The organism is Cellulomonas sp. URHB0016, from assembly GCF_054057935.1.
The window spans coordinates 1,905,328-1,920,732 of sequence record NZ_JBSRZU010000001.1 but is presented as its reverse complement, the minus strand read 5'-3'; the positions used below and the strand labels follow the sequence as shown (position 1 = coordinate 1,920,732).

Sequence of the window (15,405 nt, the reverse complement as noted above, 5' to 3'; positions counted from 1 at the left end):
AGGGAACGGCCGACACCGTAAAGTGAGGTCCGCCGCCGTCCGACCTCAGTTTATGTGTGAGCGCTCGTGTAAACTGAGGTCCGGTGCCCATGGACCTCAACGTTCGACGTGTGGAGGCAGGACGATGAGCCCCTTCGTCGCGCAGACCTGGACGCCGGTCGCGACCGACGGCGTCCCTCGTCGCTCCACGCGCTCGGGCGAGTACCAGGCGTACGTCCCTCACCTGCTGACCGGTCGCCCCATCACCCTGCAGCCCCGGACCCGCGCGCTCACCGACGAGGCGGACGCCGCCGCACGGGTCGCGGTCGCCGCCGTGCGCCACGCAGGCCTCGGGCAGCTCGGAGACCTGCTCGTGCGGTCGGAAGCATCGGCCTCGTCGCTCATCGAGGGCTACGAACCCAGCGCGAGGTCGGTCGCCGTCGCCGACTTCGTGCGTCACGGTCGCGACGCCGCCGTCACGGTCGCACGCAACCTGCACGCCGTGCGGGCGTCGCTGGAACGGTCGACGGATCAGACCGTCTCCCTCGTGGACGACGTCTGCAGCCTGCACACAGGCATTGCACCAGCCTCGGCCGGACTGCGGCGTGAGCCGGTCTGGATCGGCGGTCGCACACCCCTGGAGGCGCACTACAACGCACCCCCGCACGACCACGTGCGTGCGCTGCTCGACGACCTCGACGCGTATCTCGCCTCGCACCCGCACGCCCCGGTGGTCGCTGCGGCGCTCGCCCACGCCCAGTTCGAGACGATCCACCCGTTCACCGACGGCAACGGACGCGCCGGTCGGGTGCTCCTGGGCATGGTCCTGTCCCGAGACGGGCTCACGCCCGGCGTCGCACTCCCCGTCAGCACCGAGCTCTTCCGAGACCGCGAGCGCTACTACGCCGCGCTGGACGCCTACCGGCGGGGCGACGACGACGGGATCGTCGCCGTCGTCGCCGATGCCGTCAGCGTGGCCGCCGAGGAGTCGGTCCGCCTCTCCCACGAGGTCGGTGCCTGGCAGCAGCGGCAGGTCGACGCGCTCGACGCCCATCTGGCGGCCCGGTCGGCGTCCGGTCGCGTCCGGCACGGCACCGCCCATCGGATCGTCGCGGCCCTTCCCCGTGCGCCGGTCACGGACGTCGCCGCAGCCGTCGCCGCCCACCGTGTCACCGACAATGCCGCGCGGGCTGCGCTCGAGACGCTCGCCGAGGCCGGTGTGCTCCGTCGGGACCGGACGTCCGACCGCACCCGGACGCTCTACGTGGCGGCCGGCCTGCTCGAGCTCGTCTCCACGCCGCTGCCTGTTCGTCTCCGTGGCGGCGACGTCGGTGGCCGGGTCGCTCTCTGACGTTGACCGTCACGGGGTGTCGACGTCTCGACCGAGCGGGCTCGGCTACGCGCCGACGTCCAGCGCGACCTGGAACCACACGGTCTTGCCTGCGGGACCGTGAGCGCGCACGCCCCAGGAGTGCGCCATCCGCTCCACCAGGTGCATCCCGCGTCCCCCGAGGCCCGCAGGGCCGACCTCCAGCACCACCGGGGGAGCGGGGTTGTGGTCGCGGACCGCGACGACGAGCAGCCGCTCCTCGCACGTGGCGGTCACCTCGATGGCGTCCCGCACCGCCCCGTACTTGACCGCGTTGGTGACCACCTCGCTGACGAGCAGCTCCGCCCGCGAGGTGGCTGCCGGTGTGGCGCCGCACTCGCGCGCGATCGCCACGACCCAGTGCCGGCAGTGCCTGGCGGCGGCCGGCGACGGCGCGACCCGCAGAACCATGCCGTGCGCTCCCGTCCACGTTCGACAGCCCGTTCCGGCCGCCCAGGCCGAACCCCGAGGATCGATCCTTGCGGCGAACGGCAAGACTGCCATGTCCCGCGCGCCGGCGCCGCCTGCTGCCCACGGACGCGTTGCCGGCGTGCGCGGTTCCGGCTGCGGGCTGGAGGGCGCCCGCTACCATTCGCGACGAGAGCGGACGTCAGGAGTCGGGCATTCGCGACGCGAGCGGACATCAGGGGCCGTGCGACGGAGGTGGACGGTGCATCACGGTCACGTGGACGAGAACTCGCGCGCCGCGACGGCCGACGGGCAGGCGCCCGACCCCGGCGGGATCCTGACCGAGGCGCGCGTCGGCACCTGGTCCTGGGACGCCGGACGAGGCGAGGTCGTCCTCGATGCGGGCGCCGCGCGCCTGCTCGGTCACCGCGGCAGCCTCGTCGTGCCGGCGCACACGGTCGTCGCCCTGCTGGAGGCCGAGGACCTGGTCGGCGTGCGTGGCTCGGTGCTGCGCGTCGCCCAGTCCGGGACCGAGCTCGACGTCGAGTTCCGGGTGGCGGCGACCGACGGGCAGACCCGCTGGGTGCAGGCGCACGGCCGACTGGTCGCCGACGCCGGCGGGGAACCGGTGCGGGCAGCGGGGGTGCTGTTCGACTCGAGCGGCCAGCACGCCACCCCGCAGGTCACCCGCCTGCTGGAGGCGATGCCGGCAGCGATGTTCTTGATGGACGCCGAGTGGCGGTTCAGCTATGTCAACACCGCCGCGGAGGCCCTGCTCGGCGCGACCCGGGCGGAGCTCCTCGGCCAGCGTCTGTGGCAGCGCTACCCCATGACCATCGGCACCGACTTCGAGCGGTACTACCGCGCGGCGGTCGCGACCGGTGAGCCGGTGACGTTCGAGGCACCCGGCCCCACGAAGGGCGACACGGTCTTCGAGGTCCGCGCCTGGCCCGGCTCGGACGGGCTGGCGGTGTACTTCCAGGACGTCAGCGCCCGCCGCCAGGCCCAGCTGCTCGACGCCCGCGAGGCGCGGCGCGCGGCCGTTCTGGCCGAGGTCACGTCCCAGCTGGCCGAGGTCCTCGACACCGAGCAGGGCCTGGCGCGCCTGGCGCGGCTGCTCGTCCCCGAGCTGGCGGACTGGTGTGTGGTGACGTCCGTGGACGAGCACGACACGGGCCGCTCGCGCCTGGTCCAGGACGTCGCCTGCGCCCACACCGACCCCGACGCCCTGCCTCTGGTGGAGCGGTACGTCAAGGCCCGTGGCGAGGCCGCCGTCGACAACCCCCACGTCAGGCGCGCGCTGCAGTCCGGGGAGGTCATGGCCGTGCCCGCCGGCTCCGCCGGGGCCATCGGTGCCGACCTGCCGCCCGGGGAGGCGCGCGACCTCCTCGCCCGGCTCGCGCCGGACAGCGGGCTGCTGTTCGGCCTGCGCGGACGCGGGCGCACCACCGGCCTGGTCACCATGTTCAACTCCGCCGCCCGCGGCGGCATCAGCCCCGAGGACCTGACGCTCGCCCAGGAGATCTCCACCCGCGTCGGCCTGGCGCTCGACAACATCCGCCTCTACCACCAGCAGCGCCGTCTCGCCGAAGGCCTGCAGCTGTCCCTGCTCAGCGCACCCGCGCACCCCGCGCACGTCCAGGTCGCCGTCCGTTACGTGCCTGCCGCCGAGGCCGCTCACGTCGGCGGCGACTGGTACGACGCCTTCATGCAGGCCGACGGGCACGCCGTGCTCGTCATCGGCGACGTCGTCGGCCACGACCTGCGTGCGACCGCCGCCATGGGTCAGCTGCGCTCCAAGCTGCGCGCCGTCGCCGTGGCCACCGGCGCCGCGCCCGGCGACCTGCTGACCCGTGTCGACCAGACCCTGCGCACCCTCAACTCGCGCGCGATCGCCACCGTCGTCGTCGCGCAGATCGAGCCGCACGCCGCCGGCACCACCACCGGCCCGGCCACGATCCGCTGGTCCAACGCCGGTCACCCCCCGCCCATGCTCCTGGCTCCTGACGGGGCCGTCACCACGGTGGAGACCGTCCGCGCCGACCTTCTGCTCGGTGTGCAGCCCGACACCGACCGACAGCAGTCCACCCTGGCCCTCGCCGAGGGCGCGACCCTGCTCCTGTACACCGACGGCCTCGTCGAGAGCCGCACCCAGCCGCTCCAGCCCGGCCTCGACCGCCTGCGCACCACCCTCGCCCCTCTCGCCGAGCTCGAGCTCGAGTCGCTCTGCGACCAGCTCCTGGCGGCGATGCTGCCGCCCCGCCCGGAGGACGACGTCGCGATCCTCGCCATCCGCCTGCGCCCCCCGACCGACGGCTCAGGACATCACCCCGTCGGGCCGTCGCCGACGCCGTGGTCCGAGGCGTAGCTTCCGGCCGGGTCGGGCCGCCGGTCGAGCGGCTCCAGGACGTCCAGACGGTCCCCGGACACGGCTGGCTGGTTCGAGCGGGAGCCGACCGTCAAGCGGGCTCCGCCCGCCGGTCCAGCGGTTCGAGCACGTCCAGCCCGTCACCTGGCAGGGCGGGCGGGTGCACCGGGGACGGCCCGCTGCGCCCGCGCATGAGCACCTCGGCCGCGTGGTCGGCGAGGGCGAACCCCGCGGACCCGTACAGGTGGAACACGGCGTCGGCGCCCTTGCGCTGCAGCTCGGCCACGTCGTCGTCGTACCGGGCGACGGCGGCGACCTTGCCCGCGAACCCGGCGGCCTGCAGCCGGGTCAGGGCGATGAGGTTGGCCTTGTGGAACGGCATCGCGAGGACGGCGACCTTGACGTGGCCGGCGCGCTTCACGCGCATCCAGAACTCCAGGTCGGTCGCGTCGGCGCGCACCACGGAGTAGCCCTCGTCCTCGAGCGCGGCCACGCGGGTGCGGTCGTGCTCGACGCCGACGACGTTCAGGCCGTACTCGTCGCGCAGCCGCGAGTAGGTGGCGGCGCCGACCCGGCCGAGGCCGAGCACGAGCGCGTCGGCGTCGCCGATGTCGACGAGCCGGTCGTCGGGGTGCAGCCGGTCCTTGTCGCGTGCGGGGAGCAGCCGGGACAGCCGCGACGCGAGCTCGACGCCGCGCCGGTTGACGATCGCGGACAGGCCGAAGCTGAACGCGACGGCCAGCGAGGTCACGACGACCCACTGGTCGTCGAGCAGGCCGCTGGTCGCCCCGACAGCGACCACGATGATCCCGAACTCGGAGAAGTTCGCCAGCACCAGCCCGGCGAGGAACGACGTCCGGCGTCGTAGGTGCATCATCCACAGGACCACCGAGTACGCGGCCACCTGGAAGGGCAGCAGCAGCAGGAGGAGCACCGCCAGCCCGATCTCCACGGCGTGCGGCGTCCCGTGCAGCCCGATCTGCACGAAGAACGCGACGAGCATGAGGTCCTTGAACGTCATGAGCGACCGCGACAGCTCTCCGGCCTGCGGGTGCGAGGCGAGCAGCACGCCGACGACGAGCGCACCCACGTCGCCGTCGATGCCGACGAGCTCGAACAGCCCGAACCCGAGGACGACGGCGACGAAGACGCCGAACAGGGCCTGGAGCTCGCCGTGGCCGACTCGGTCCCAGACCCGGTACAGCACCCACCGGCCCGGCACCAGCAGCACGAGCAGCAGCGCCCACGCGCTGGGCGGCTCGCCGCTGGAGAGCGTCAGGAAGATGACGGCGGCGACGTCCTGCATGACGAGCACGCCGACGGCGATGCGGCCGTAGAGCGACGTGGTGTCGGAGCGGTCGTCGAGGACCTTGACCACGAAGACGGTCGACGAGAACGACAGGGCGAACCCGACGAGCGCAAGCGCACCGAGCGACTCCCCGGCGACGAACCCGAAGCCGATCACGGCGAGCAGGCCGAGGAAGCCGAGCGCGATCGCGACGCTCACCGCGAGGTGGATGGCGGTGGTCAGCCAGATCTCCCGGCGCAGCAGCGTGCGGACGTCGAGCTTGAGCCCGATGGCGAACAGCAGCAGGACGACGCCGAAGTTCGCGATCGGCTCCAGGTACGGCAGCTCCGGCGCGCCGCCGGCACCCAACGCGAACCCGGCGGCGAGGAAGCCCACGAGGGGAGGCAGCCGCAGCAGCACCGCGAGGAGACCGCCGACCAGGGCGGCCCCCAGGTACAGGGCTGCTACGGCCATGAGGGTCCTCTCGCGTCGGTGCGGCGCTGAGGTCCTATCTTGCCCGCTCCGGGAGCGGATTCAGAGGACGGGCAGCATCCGCCCGAGGTCCGGGACGGCGTCCGACGTGTACTGCGGGTGCAGCGCCTCGGCGAGCACGTCCACGTCGTACGGCACCCGCCCGGCCGCGAGCCGGACCCACGCGCGCGCGTCGGCGACCTCCAGGCTCCAGCCGCCGCGGGCGACGACGACGTCGAGCAGCACCTGCGCGACGAGCGCGAGCGCGCCCGGGTCGACGGGGTCCGGCCCGGTGCCGGTGCCGCGGGCCCGCTTCACGGAGCGGGCGAGGTCGTCGGCGTGCACCACGAGCTCGACGACCCGCGACGTCGTCATCGTGCTGAGCAGGACCGGGCCGCGGCGGCCCTGCACCACGAGGTCATCGGGGCCGAGCTCGTCGAGCCGCGCGAACGCCGCGGCAGCCCGGGCGTCCACCTCGCCGAGCGGGTCGGCGGCGATCTCGACGGCGAGCTCCCGGGTGGTCTGCGCGATGTCCTGCGCCCGGCCGGCGTACGTGCCGACGTACTCGCCGAGCGAGAGCGGCACGGTGTCCGGCGGCAGCGGCACGCAGACGGCCAGCGCCTCCATGGCCCGGCCGAGGTGTGCGACGAGCTCGGTGACGGTCCAACCGTCCAGCACGGACGACGAGCCGCCGACCTGGTCGTCCACCATCTCGCCGACCCACGAGCGCAGCCGCTCCCACTGGGTGTGCAGGGCCGCAGAAGCTTCAGGGACGTCAGGACTCGATGCCATGGCGCCATCCTGCCGTGCTGGGGGCGTCGTCGGCTCTGCTGTCTGAGGCTGTGCCGTGCGCGGCATCGTCAGCGACACCGCGCACGGCACAGAGGTCGTCAGCAGACGACGGAGCCGTTCGTGATGCTGGCGGCGGACAGGGACCAGGACCCCGAGGTGAAGCCCTGCGTCACGTGGTAGCCGCCCGTGGCCCACTGGCTCGACCGGGAGGCGCCCGACACCGAGCTCGTGATGTAGTGCGTGGTGAAGCCGCTCGTGGTCGAGACGAGGCGGGCGTTGTAGGAGCAGCTGTAGCTGCCGGAGCGGCTCGCCGCCTCGGCGCCAGTGGCACCGGCCAGGGCGAGCCCGCCCGCGAGGACGACGGCCGCGGTGGTGGTCAGGATGCGCTTCACATGGATCTCCATCTGTCGTGCGTCCGCGCGGGTGCGCGACGCGGTGTTCCTCGGGTGGCCCGAGGAGTTCGGTGGCCCTTCGGTCAGCTTCCCCAAAGGAGGTCGGCGGGCGGGTTCGGAGGGCAGGCGCCCAGGAGGTCGGCCGACGGCTCGGGGATCTCCATGTACGGGTTCCATCGCACGCCGTTCCAGCTGGCGAGGAACGCTTGCTCCGAGGGTGGAGTTCCGACATGCGTCTCGCCGTGCTGCGCGAGACAGTCGACGAGCGTCACGGTGAGGTACCGGTAGGCGACGAGCTTCTGCTCGTCGGTCATCCGGGACTCGTCCTGCGCCGGGTCGAGCGGGTACCTCGCATCGCAGGTGTAGGTCGCCAGCCGGAAGTCGTCCTCTTGGTCGTCGCCGTAGCTGCTGTCGACGCCGGTCCCATCGGCGGTGAGCCGCACGTCGGTGAAGCCTTCTGCCTTCAGGCAGTCCACCTGGGTGCTGGGCCACTCGTCGGTCGAGACGAGCCTGACCACGCCGACAAGGGGCGGGTCGACCAGGCCGAGCTTCTTTGCGATCACCGCGAGGTCCGCCTCGACAGCCGACCTGGTCTCGGCGTCCAAGGTCACGGCGGACGCCGGGCTCGACGCCGGGCTCGACGCCGGGCCCGACGTCGGGGCTGAGTTCCCGGAGCAAGCGGCGACACCGGCGGCGGTGAGGAAGCCGACCAGCAGCGCGGTCGCGCAGCGGGATGAGAGCGCTCCCATCGGCCTCTCCTTCGGGGCGTCGGTCGGACGTGCTTGTGGCCTACGGCGGGTTCACCGTCCGGCTGCCGTGGACCATAATCCCGCTCGGATCAAGTCCGCAACGTTGGACGCATGACCAACTTTCCAGCTCCTGATCTGCAGCGTCATCACGAGCGCCACCCGCCTGTCGCGCACTAAATGACTGTCCGAAAGTGCCGACGAACGGCTCGGGCGATGGCAGTATGTGGCCGCGCCGGGCGGACGCCGAGGGCCCGCCGCGACTGGGCAACGGCTGTGCGGCTTGGCGACCGCAGGAGGCAAGCGAATCCTTGGGGCGGCGAGCCCGGCGATGTCGGACGGGAGGCTCAGTGCTCCCGGACGGTCTCCGCAAGGAACTCCGACACGAACCGGCCCACCTGGTCCTCCTCGATGAGGAAGCCGTCGTGCCCGTAGTCCGAGTGGATGGTCCGCACCGGCCCTGCGCCGGGGATGCCGGCGGCGATCCGCTCCGACTGGGCGGGCGGGAACAGCCGGTCGGAGTCGACGGCGACCACGAGCGCGCGGGCGGTGACCTGCGCGAGGGCCGCCGCGACGCCGCCGCGGTCCCGGCCGAGGTCGTGCGTGATCATCGTGCGGGTCAGCGCGACGTACGTGTTGGCGTCGAACCGCCGCGTCAGCTTGTCCCCGTGGTGGTCGAGGTACGACTGCACAGCGAACCGGCCACCCTCCAGCGGGTCCTCGCCGCCCTGCGGGATGCGCCCGAAGCGCTGGTCGAGCTCGAGCGCGCTGCGGTACGTCTGGTGCGCGATCTGCCGGGCGAGGGCGAGCCCGGCGTGCGGGCCGGTGCCGTCGGGGGCGTCGTAGTAGTCACCCGCGCGGTAGCCCGGGTCGGCGAGGATCGCGGCGAGCTGGGTGTGGAAGCCCGCGATCTGGTCGCCGGACGTCTGGGCGGCGGTCGCGATCGCGGCGATGGCCTCGACGCGCTCCGGGGCGGACGCGGCCCACTCGAGCACGCGCAGGCCGCCCATCGAGGCGCCGATGACGAGGGCCCACGAGTCGATGCCGAGCAGGTCGGCGAGGCGGATCTCGGCGGCGACCTGGTCGCGGACGGTGAGCAGCGGGAAACGGCCGCCCCACGGACGGCCGTCGGGCGCGGGGGAGGACGGGCCGGTGGAACCCTGACAGCCGCCGAGCACGTTGGGGGCGACGACGAACCACTCGCCGGTGTCGATCGGCGCGCCCTGGCCCACCATCGAGGACCACCAGCCGGGCGTCGGGTGACCCGGTCCGGCGTCGCCCGTGACGTGCGAGTCACCGGTCAGCGCGTGCAGGACGAGGACGGCGTTGGAGCCGTCCTCGTTCAACGTCCCCCAGGTCTCGTACGCGAGCCGGACGGCGGGCAGCCGCCCGCCGGACTCGAGGGCGAAGGGGCCGAGGTCCGCGAACTTCCGACGGCCCACGGGGTCGCCCTCGCGCCACGCGGCGGACGCGGGGACCGGGGGACGCTCGGGGAGCGGCACACGGCTGGACAGCGTCCGGGCGTGTGCCCGGTGGGGGGCGAACGTGAACGTCTCGTCGGTCACGAGACCCCAATCTACGGGCCGGGGGCTGGGGGCTCCGGGCGGGGCGGTGGGGGCGACGGGGGTGATCTCACCGGTCGGGACAGGGGTCGGACGGTCGCCGCCGTCCTCCTCGAGGCGGCCCGGACCGTGCGAGGGGTCCGGTTCCGGGCGCGAGGAGGACGGCGGCGAGGTCGTCATGAGCGTGGCTCAGGCGCCCTTGGCGGCGCGGAACCCGGCGTCGAGGTCCGCGAGGATGTCGTCGATGTGCTCGATGCCGACGGCGAGCCGCACGAGGCCGGGCGTGACGCCGGACAGGGCCTGCTCCTCGGGCGTCAGCTGGCTGTGGGTCGTCGACGCCGGGTGGATGACGAGCGAGCGCACGTCGCCGATGTTCGCGACGTTCGAGTGCAGCTCCAGGGCCGACACGAACGCCTGGCCGGCCTCGGTGCCGCCGTCGATCTCGAACGCCAGCACCGCACCGGCACCGCGCGGCGCGTACTTGAGCTGTGCGGCGTGCCACGGGCTCGACTCGAGGCCGGCGTAGTGCACGGAGAGCACGTCGTCGCGCGCCTCCAGCCACTGCGCCACCTTCTGCGCGTTCTCGACGTGCCGCTCGACCCGCAGCGACAGCGTCTCGATGCCCTGCGCGATGAGGAACGCGTTGAAGGGCGAGATGGCCGCACCGAGGTCGCGCAGGAGCTGCACGCGGGCCTTGAGGATGAAGGAGAGGTTGACGCCGAACAGGCCGCCGACGCCGAGGTCGCGGGCGAACACGAGCCCGTTGTACGAGGGGTCGGGGGTGTTGTAGTTGGGGAAGCGGTCCGGGTACTGGGCGTAGTCGAACGTGCCGCCGTCGACGATGACGCCGCCGATCGCCGAGCCGTGACCGCCGAGGTACTTCGTCGCGGAGTGGACCACGACGTCGGCTCCCCACTGCAGCGGGTTGATGAGGTACGGCGTCGCGACGGTGTTGTCGACGATCAGCGGGACGCCGTGGTCGTGCGCCACGCCCGCGACGAGCTCGATGTCGAGGATGTCGGACTTCGGGTTGGGGATGGTCTCCGCGAAGAACAGCTTGGTGTTCGGGCGGATCGCGTCCCTCCACGCCTGCGCGTCGTGCGGGTCGGTGACGAACGTCGTCTGGATGCCCAGCTTCGGCAGCGTGTAGTGCAGCAGGTTGTACGTGCCGCCGTAGAGGGACGGGCTCGCGACGATGTGGTCGCCCGCCTCCGCGACGTTGAGGATCGCGAACGTCTCGGCCGCCTGACCCGACGCCACGACGAGCGCGCCGACGCCGCCCTCGAGGTTCGCGATCCGGTTCTCGACGACCTCCGTGGTCGGGTTGCCGATGCGCGTGTAGATCGGGCCGAGCTCCTTGAGCGCGAACCGGTCGGCCGCCTGTTTCGCGGAGTCGAAGACGTAGGACGTCGTCTGGTAGATCGGCAGGGCCCGGGCGCCGGTGGCCGGGTCGGGAGCCTGTCCTGCGTGGATCTGGCGGGTCTCGAAGCTCCAGCTCTCGTTGCTCATGGTGTGCTCCTCAGCGGTGGGTCTCGGACGACGGGATCCGCGGGGAGCTCGGGCAGCCGACGTCCGTCCCGCGGAGGGAAAGGGAGTGGCGCACGGATCGAGCCGGGGCTCGGGCGGGGTGGGTCACCGTCGTCGGGACGAGGGCGACCGGCCCGCGGGCACAGCCGAGCGTGCGCTGGTCAGCGACACATTCGGCGGGACATGTCGACGAGAGTAGGCAGGCCGTCCCTCCTGATGAAACGGCCGTCTCAGATAGTGAGCACCCTGTCTCAGGATCCGCCTGCCACCGCCTCGGTGGCGGTCCGTGCAGGCGGGGCTGCGTGGCTGCCGAGAAGGGTTCGGCAGGGCGTGCGATTCGCCCTCCCGCCGCAGGCGGCACGGGCAAACGGGTGATCCGCACCGGATCCTGTCCACTTCCTCCCGAACCACACTGGTGTGACTCATGTGACGGGTGTGACTGCTGTTCACTTCTGGGAAACACACAGGTAGCGTCACGAACGGAGCGGCCCCCGCCGGGCGCTCCCCGGGTCGTGGAGGGCCCACCGGATGACGCAGCGCAGCGCCACGAGCGGCAGGCCCGACGAGCACCGTCGCCGGTCCGTGCTGCGCCAGGCGGGCCGCCGCACCCTCACCGCCCTGGCGGTCGTGGTCCTCGCCGGGGGAGTGCTCGCTGCACCGTCCTGGGCCAGCCCCAGCGCGCCGACCGACAAGGACGTCCGGGACGCCCAGCGCGCGGTGACCCGCGCCGCGAGCTCCGTCGCCGAGATGGAGATCCGGCTCGCGGAGCTCAGCGTGCAGGCCGACGCGGCCGAGCTCGCCGTCCAGCAGGCCGGCGAGACGTACACGCAGGCGCTCGCCGACGCCGACGCCGCCGACGTCGCCGCCCAGGACGCCGCCGACCGGTCCGCGCAGGCCGACGCCAACGCCGAGACCGCCCGCCGCACCCTCGTCGCGATGGCCCGCGAGATGGCCCGCTCCGGCGGCTCGACCGAGGGACTGCAGGCGGTGCTCTCGGCCGACGGGTTCGAGGACGTCGCCCGACGCAGCTCCGCCCTCGAGCACGTGACGGGCAAGGCGGACGAGGCCGTGCAGGGCTACCGGGCCTCCCAGCTCGTCGCCACCACGTTCGCCGAGCGCGCCAGGACCGCCGCGGACCAGGCCGCCGCCGCCCGGCAGGCCGCCCAGGACGCCCTGACCACTGCGGAGCAGACCCAGCAGGCCAGCGCCGACGCCCTCGCCGCCGGTGCGGCGGAGCGCGACCAGCTCATCGACCGGCTGGCTGCCGCCCGGCAGACCAGTGCGGAGGTCGAGCGGGCCCGCCAGGAGCAGGTGGAGGCGGAGAACCGGGCCCGGGCCGAGGCGGCCGCCAAGGCCGCTGCCCTCGCCGCCAAGCCCACGCCGCCGCAGCCGGCACGCCCGTCGACGGCGCCCGCAGGCACGCCCCCCGGCACTCCCGCAGGCACTCCCGCAGGCACCCCCGCCGGCAGTCCGGCTCAGCCGTCCGGTGGCGCGCCTGCGTCAGGTGCCCCGGTCGCACCACCGCCCGCGCCGGTCGTCCCCCCGCCGGCGCCCGTCGTCCCCCAGCCCGTGCCGGTCGCGCCCCCGGCCGTGCCGCCGGGGCTCGGCGCCGGCTCGTCGCGCGGCAGCGCCGGCCAGGGTCAGGCGGCCGTCGACTGGGGCCGGACCAAGGTCGGGATCATGTACCAGTGGGGCGGGACCGGCAATCCCGGCTACGACTGCTCCGGCCTGACGATGCAGGCGTGGCGCGCGGCGGGGGTCAACCTCAGCCGGACGTCCCGCGACCAGTACAAGCAGGTGCTCAAGATCAGGTACGACGAGCTGCGCGCCGGTGACCTGGTGTTCTGGTCGACGAACCCGAACGACGCCAACGCGATCTACCACGTGGCCATGTGGGCGGGGAACGGACAGGTCCTCGAGGCACCGAGCGAGGGCAGGCCGGTCCGGGTGGCGGCGATGCGCTGGGGCAACGTCATGCCCTTCGCCGGCCGCCCGTAGTCCCGCCTCACGCCGCCGCCGGTCCGCTTCGTCGACGGCGCCTGCCGCAGGAAGGACCTCTCCGGGCACCCGGCAGGTGCGTGCGATTGCTGGTCACCGCACGGGCTGCAAGGGTGGCTCGTCGCCGTCGGACCCGGCGGAGCGGAGGTCGTCGTGCCGGTGTGGGCCCAGGCAGGGCTGTGGGGTCTCGTCGCCGGGGCCGCGCTGGTGCTCGGAGCACTCGTGGGCTGGTGGCTGCGGGTCCCGCAGCGGGTGGTCGCCGGGATCATGGCCTTCGGTGCGGGCGTGCTGATCTCGGCCCTCGCGTTCGACCTGGTCGACGAGGCGGAGCGCACGGGCGGGCTCGCCGCCACCGTGGTCGGGTTCCTGGCCGGTGCGCTCGCGTACGTCGGCGCCAACGTGGCCCTGTCCCGCCGCGGCGCCCGGCACCGCAAACGCTCGCAGGACCAGCAGCCGGGGGCGGACGAGAGCGGCAGCGGAGCCGCCATCGCCATCGGCGCCCTGCTCGACGGCGTGCCGGAGTCGGTGGTGCTCGGCCTCTCGGTGCTCGGCGGTGCAGGCGTCGGCGTGCCCGTCCTCGCGGCCATCGTGATCTCGAACGTGCCGGAAGGGCTGTCGAGCGCGTCCGGCATGCGCCAGGCCGGCCGCAGCCCGGTGTACGTGTTCGGCGTGTGGGGCGGCATCGCGGTCGCGAGCGGCCTCGCTGCGCTCCTCGGCGTGCTCCTCCTGCAGGACGCGCCCGCGCAGGTGGTCGCCGCGATCACCGCGGTCGCCGCCGGCGCGATCCTCGTGATGGTGGCCGACACGATGATCCCGGAGGCGTTCGAACGGACGCACCTCTACGCCGGGCTCATCGCGACCGTCGGCTTCCTGCTGGCGTTCACCATCGAGCGCGGTACCTGACCGGCGGTCAGCTGCTCGAGCGGCCGACAGCACCTGCGCCCGACCGGTGGCGGAACGTCCCACTGCCGGGGCGCGACGGGTCAGCCTCGGCCGGCGCGGGCGCGACGCCTCGCCGGGCCGGGGGCCCGATGTCATGGTGAGGGCATGACTGACGAGACACCGGCGACGAGCACGGACCCGGCCCTCGGCTCCGAGGGCGACTCCAACCAGCTCCCCGGCGAGGACACGCTGGCGGAGCCCACCGACGACACGATGCTGGAGGACGGCTACTCGCCGCCGGACCATCCGCGGCCCAACCGCTCCGGTGAGACCGCCTGGGAGCAGGCGGTCGGCGAGACCCTGACCCAGCGGCTGGAGGAAGAGGAGCCCGAGGTCTGGGACGACGTCGCACCGGCCGACCCGAACCTCACCCCCGACGGGGCGGGTCAGCTGGTCGAGGACGACGACGCCGTCGCGGCCGGCGGCACCGACGCGTTCGCGTTCGAGACCGGCTCGACCGCCGGCACGGTCAGCGCCGAGGAGGCCGCCATCCATGTGATCGACGAGGAGGCCGTGGTCCTCGACCAGCTCGAGCTCGCCGACCTCGGTGACGAGACGTTCGAGGACGAGGACCCGCGGGACGACCAGGACGTCCTCGTCGACGACGCTGCCGAGGGCGTCGACGGCGCGACCGACCGTGACGTCGTGGGCGACCTGGGGCTCACGGACGACCCGCTGAGCACCGACCGGCAGTACCTGGCGCGCGACGACGCCTGACCGGCCGCAGACCGGGCCGACCGGGCCGATCCGACCGACCGGACTGACCCGACCGACCGGGCCGATCCGGCCGACCGGACTGACCTGACCGACCGGGGACCACCCGGCCGACCGGGGACCACCCGGCCGACCGCCAGGAGCCTCAGGCCCGGTCGTCGGGCGCACGACGAAGGCCGCCGCTCCCGTTCCCGGGAGCGGCGGCCTTCGTGAGGCGTCAGTGCGCGTAGTAGCCGGTGTCGATGGCCCGCTGGCGCGACCGCTCGATCTCCGCCTCGGCCTCGGCGCGGCCCACCCAGTGGGCGCCCTCCACCGACTTGCCGGGCTCCAGGTCCTTGTAGACCTCGAAGAAGTGCTGGATCTCGAGCCGGTGGAAGTCCGACACGTCGTCGATGTCCTGCCGCCACGCGGCGCGCTGGTCGCCGGTCGGCACGCACAGGACCTTGTCGTCGCCGCCCGCCTCGTCGCGCATGCGGAACATGCCGAGCGCGCGGGCGCGGATGAGGCAGCCCGGGAACGTGGGCTCCTCGAGGAGCACGAGCGCGTCGAGCGGGTCACCGTCCTCGCCGAGCGTGCCGTCGATGAATCCGTAGTCGTCGGGGTAGCGCGTGGAGGTGAAGAGCATGCGGTCGAGCCGGATGCGGCCCGTCGCGTGGTCCACCTCGTACTTGTTGCGCTGACCCTTGGGGATCTCGATCGTGACGTCGAACTCCACAGCACTCCTTCGCACCACGTCCGCGCCCGCGAGACGGGCCGGTGGACCGGCGACGTTGTGTCGTCGTGAACGGCGCGCCGGGGAGTCAGGGCGCCCATTGTCTCGGACAGTAGTCTGACGCACCGCGAGGGGAT

Annotated in this window: 13 protein-coding genes; 5 read left to right on the top strand and 8 right to left on the bottom strand. The window is 73.4% G+C overall.

From position 1 onward, the window contains the following. Window positions 1-124 precede the first annotated feature (124 nt). Window positions 125-1,330: a Fic family protein gene (locus tag ACVW07_RS08900; protein ID WP_456818890.1), complete on the top strand. Its 1,206-nt coding sequence runs from the start codon at window positions 125-127 to the stop codon at window positions 1,328-1,330. 45 nt (window positions 1,331-1,375) lie between these two features. Here the strand turns inward: ACVW07_RS08900 and ACVW07_RS08895 are convergent, their stop codons facing one another. Continuing rightward, on the bottom strand, window positions 1,376-1,759 hold the full coding sequence (locus ACVW07_RS08895) for an ATP-binding protein (RefSeq protein ID WP_456818889.1): 384 nt from the start codon (window positions 1,757-1,759) through the stop codon (window positions 1,376-1,378). Between the two features lie 259 nt (window positions 1,760-2,018). Here ACVW07_RS08895 and ACVW07_RS08890 point away from each other — a divergent pair, with 259 nt between their 5' ends. Beyond that, window positions 2,019-4,124: a SpoIIE family protein phosphatase gene (locus ACVW07_RS08890; protein ID WP_456818888.1), complete on the top strand. Its 2,106-nt coding sequence runs from the start codon at window positions 2,019-2,021 to the stop codon at window positions 4,122-4,124. Between the two features lie 91 nt (window positions 4,125-4,215). Here ACVW07_RS08890 and ACVW07_RS08885 read toward each other — a convergent pair whose 3' ends face one another. The 6 genes from ACVW07_RS08885 to ACVW07_RS08860 form a co-directional block, all read right to left on the bottom strand. Further along, complete coding sequence (locus ACVW07_RS08885; protein ID WP_456818887.1) at window positions 4,216-5,886, bottom strand: cation:proton antiporter domain-containing protein; 1,671 nt, start codon at window positions 5,884-5,886, stop codon at window positions 4,216-4,218. A gap of 60 nt (window positions 5,887-5,946) precedes the next feature. Beyond that, window positions 5,947-6,675 carry a maleylpyruvate isomerase N-terminal domain-containing protein gene (locus tag ACVW07_RS08880; protein WP_456818886.1) on the bottom strand — a complete coding sequence of 243 codons (729 nt, stop codon included), beginning with the start codon at window positions 6,673-6,675 and terminating at the stop codon, window positions 5,947-5,949. A 98-nt stretch (window positions 6,676-6,773) separates the two neighbouring features. Then, a complete protein-coding gene (locus ACVW07_RS08875; protein ID WP_456818885.1) occupies window positions 6,774-7,067 on the bottom strand; it encodes a hypothetical protein in 294 nt (97 codons plus the stop codon). Between the two features lie 83 nt (window positions 7,068-7,150). After that, on the bottom strand, window positions 7,151-7,816 hold the full coding sequence (locus ACVW07_RS08870; protein WP_456818884.1) for a hypothetical protein: 666 nt from the start codon (window positions 7,814-7,816) through the stop codon (window positions 7,151-7,153). A 344-nt stretch (window positions 7,817-8,160) separates the two neighbouring features. Beyond that, the gene (gene metX / locus ACVW07_RS08865; protein ID WP_456818883.1) at window positions 8,161-9,555 is read right to left on the bottom strand and encodes a homoserine O-acetyltransferase MetX; all 1,395 of its coding nucleotides are present in this window, start codon (window positions 9,553-9,555) and stop codon (window positions 8,161-8,163) included. Window positions 9,556-9,564: 9 nt separating this feature from the next. Continuing rightward, on the bottom strand, window positions 9,565-10,884 hold the full coding sequence (locus tag ACVW07_RS08860) for a bifunctional o-acetylhomoserine/o-acetylserine sulfhydrylase (RefSeq protein WP_456818882.1): 1,320 nt from the start codon (window positions 10,882-10,884) through the stop codon (window positions 9,565-9,567). Between the two features lie 546 nt (window positions 10,885-11,430). Between ACVW07_RS08860 and ACVW07_RS08855 the strand changes: the two genes are divergently transcribed. From ACVW07_RS08855 to ACVW07_RS08845, 3 genes are all read left to right on the top strand, one after another. Next, a complete protein-coding gene (locus tag ACVW07_RS08855) occupies window positions 11,431-12,900 on the top strand; it encodes an NlpC/P60 family protein (RefSeq protein ID WP_456818881.1) in 1,470 nt (489 codons plus the stop codon). A 153-nt stretch (window positions 12,901-13,053) separates the two neighbouring features. Continuing rightward, entirely contained in the window at window positions 13,054-13,803 is a 750-nt protein-coding gene (locus ACVW07_RS08850; RefSeq protein ID WP_456818880.1) for a ZIP family metal transporter, read from the top strand. Window positions 13,804-13,947: 144 nt separating this feature from the next. Beyond that, complete coding sequence (locus ACVW07_RS08845) at window positions 13,948-14,559, top strand: DUF5709 domain-containing protein (protein WP_456818879.1); 612 nt, start codon at window positions 13,948-13,950, stop codon at window positions 14,557-14,559. Between the two features lie 214 nt (window positions 14,560-14,773). Here the strand turns inward: ACVW07_RS08845 and ACVW07_RS08840 are convergent, their stop codons facing one another. After that, entirely contained in the window at window positions 14,774-15,271 is a 498-nt protein-coding gene (locus tag ACVW07_RS08840) for an inorganic diphosphatase (RefSeq protein WP_456818878.1), read from the bottom strand. Window positions 15,272-15,405: the final 134 nt, after the last annotated feature.

Excerpts from the sequence above, each read along its gene's own strand:
- ACVW07_RS08900 (WP_456818890.1), top strand. The coding sequence starts at position 125 with ATGAGCCCCTTCGTCGCGCAGACCTGGACGCCGGTCGCGACCGACGGC.
- ACVW07_RS08895 (WP_456818889.1), bottom strand. The coding sequence starts at position 1,759 with ATGGTTCTGCGGGTCGCGCCGTCGCCGGCCGCCGCCAGGCACTGCCGG.
- ACVW07_RS08885 (WP_456818887.1), bottom strand. The coding sequence starts at position 5,886 with ATGGCCGTAGCAGCCCTGTACCTGGGGGCCGCCCTGGTCGGCGGTCTC.
- ACVW07_RS08880 (WP_456818886.1), bottom strand. The coding sequence starts at position 6,675 with ATGGCATCGAGTCCTGACGTCCCTGAAGCTTCTGCGGCCCTGCACACC.
- ACVW07_RS08870 (WP_456818884.1), bottom strand. The coding sequence starts at position 7,816 with ATGGGAGCGCTCTCATCCCGCTGCGCGACCGCGCTGCTGGTCGGCTTC.
- metX (WP_456818883.1), bottom strand. The coding sequence starts at position 9,555 with ATGACGACCTCGCCGCCGTCCTCCTCGCGCCCGGAACCGGACCCCTCG.
- ACVW07_RS08860 (WP_456818882.1), bottom strand. The coding sequence starts at position 10,884 with ATGAGCAACGAGAGCTGGAGCTTCGAGACCCGCCAGATCCACGCAGGA.
- ACVW07_RS08855 (WP_456818881.1), top strand. The coding sequence starts at position 11,431 with ATGACGCAGCGCAGCGCCACGAGCGGCAGGCCCGACGAGCACCGTCGC.
- ACVW07_RS08845 (WP_456818879.1), top strand. The coding sequence starts at position 13,948 with ATGACTGACGAGACACCGGCGACGAGCACGGACCCGGCCCTCGGCTCC.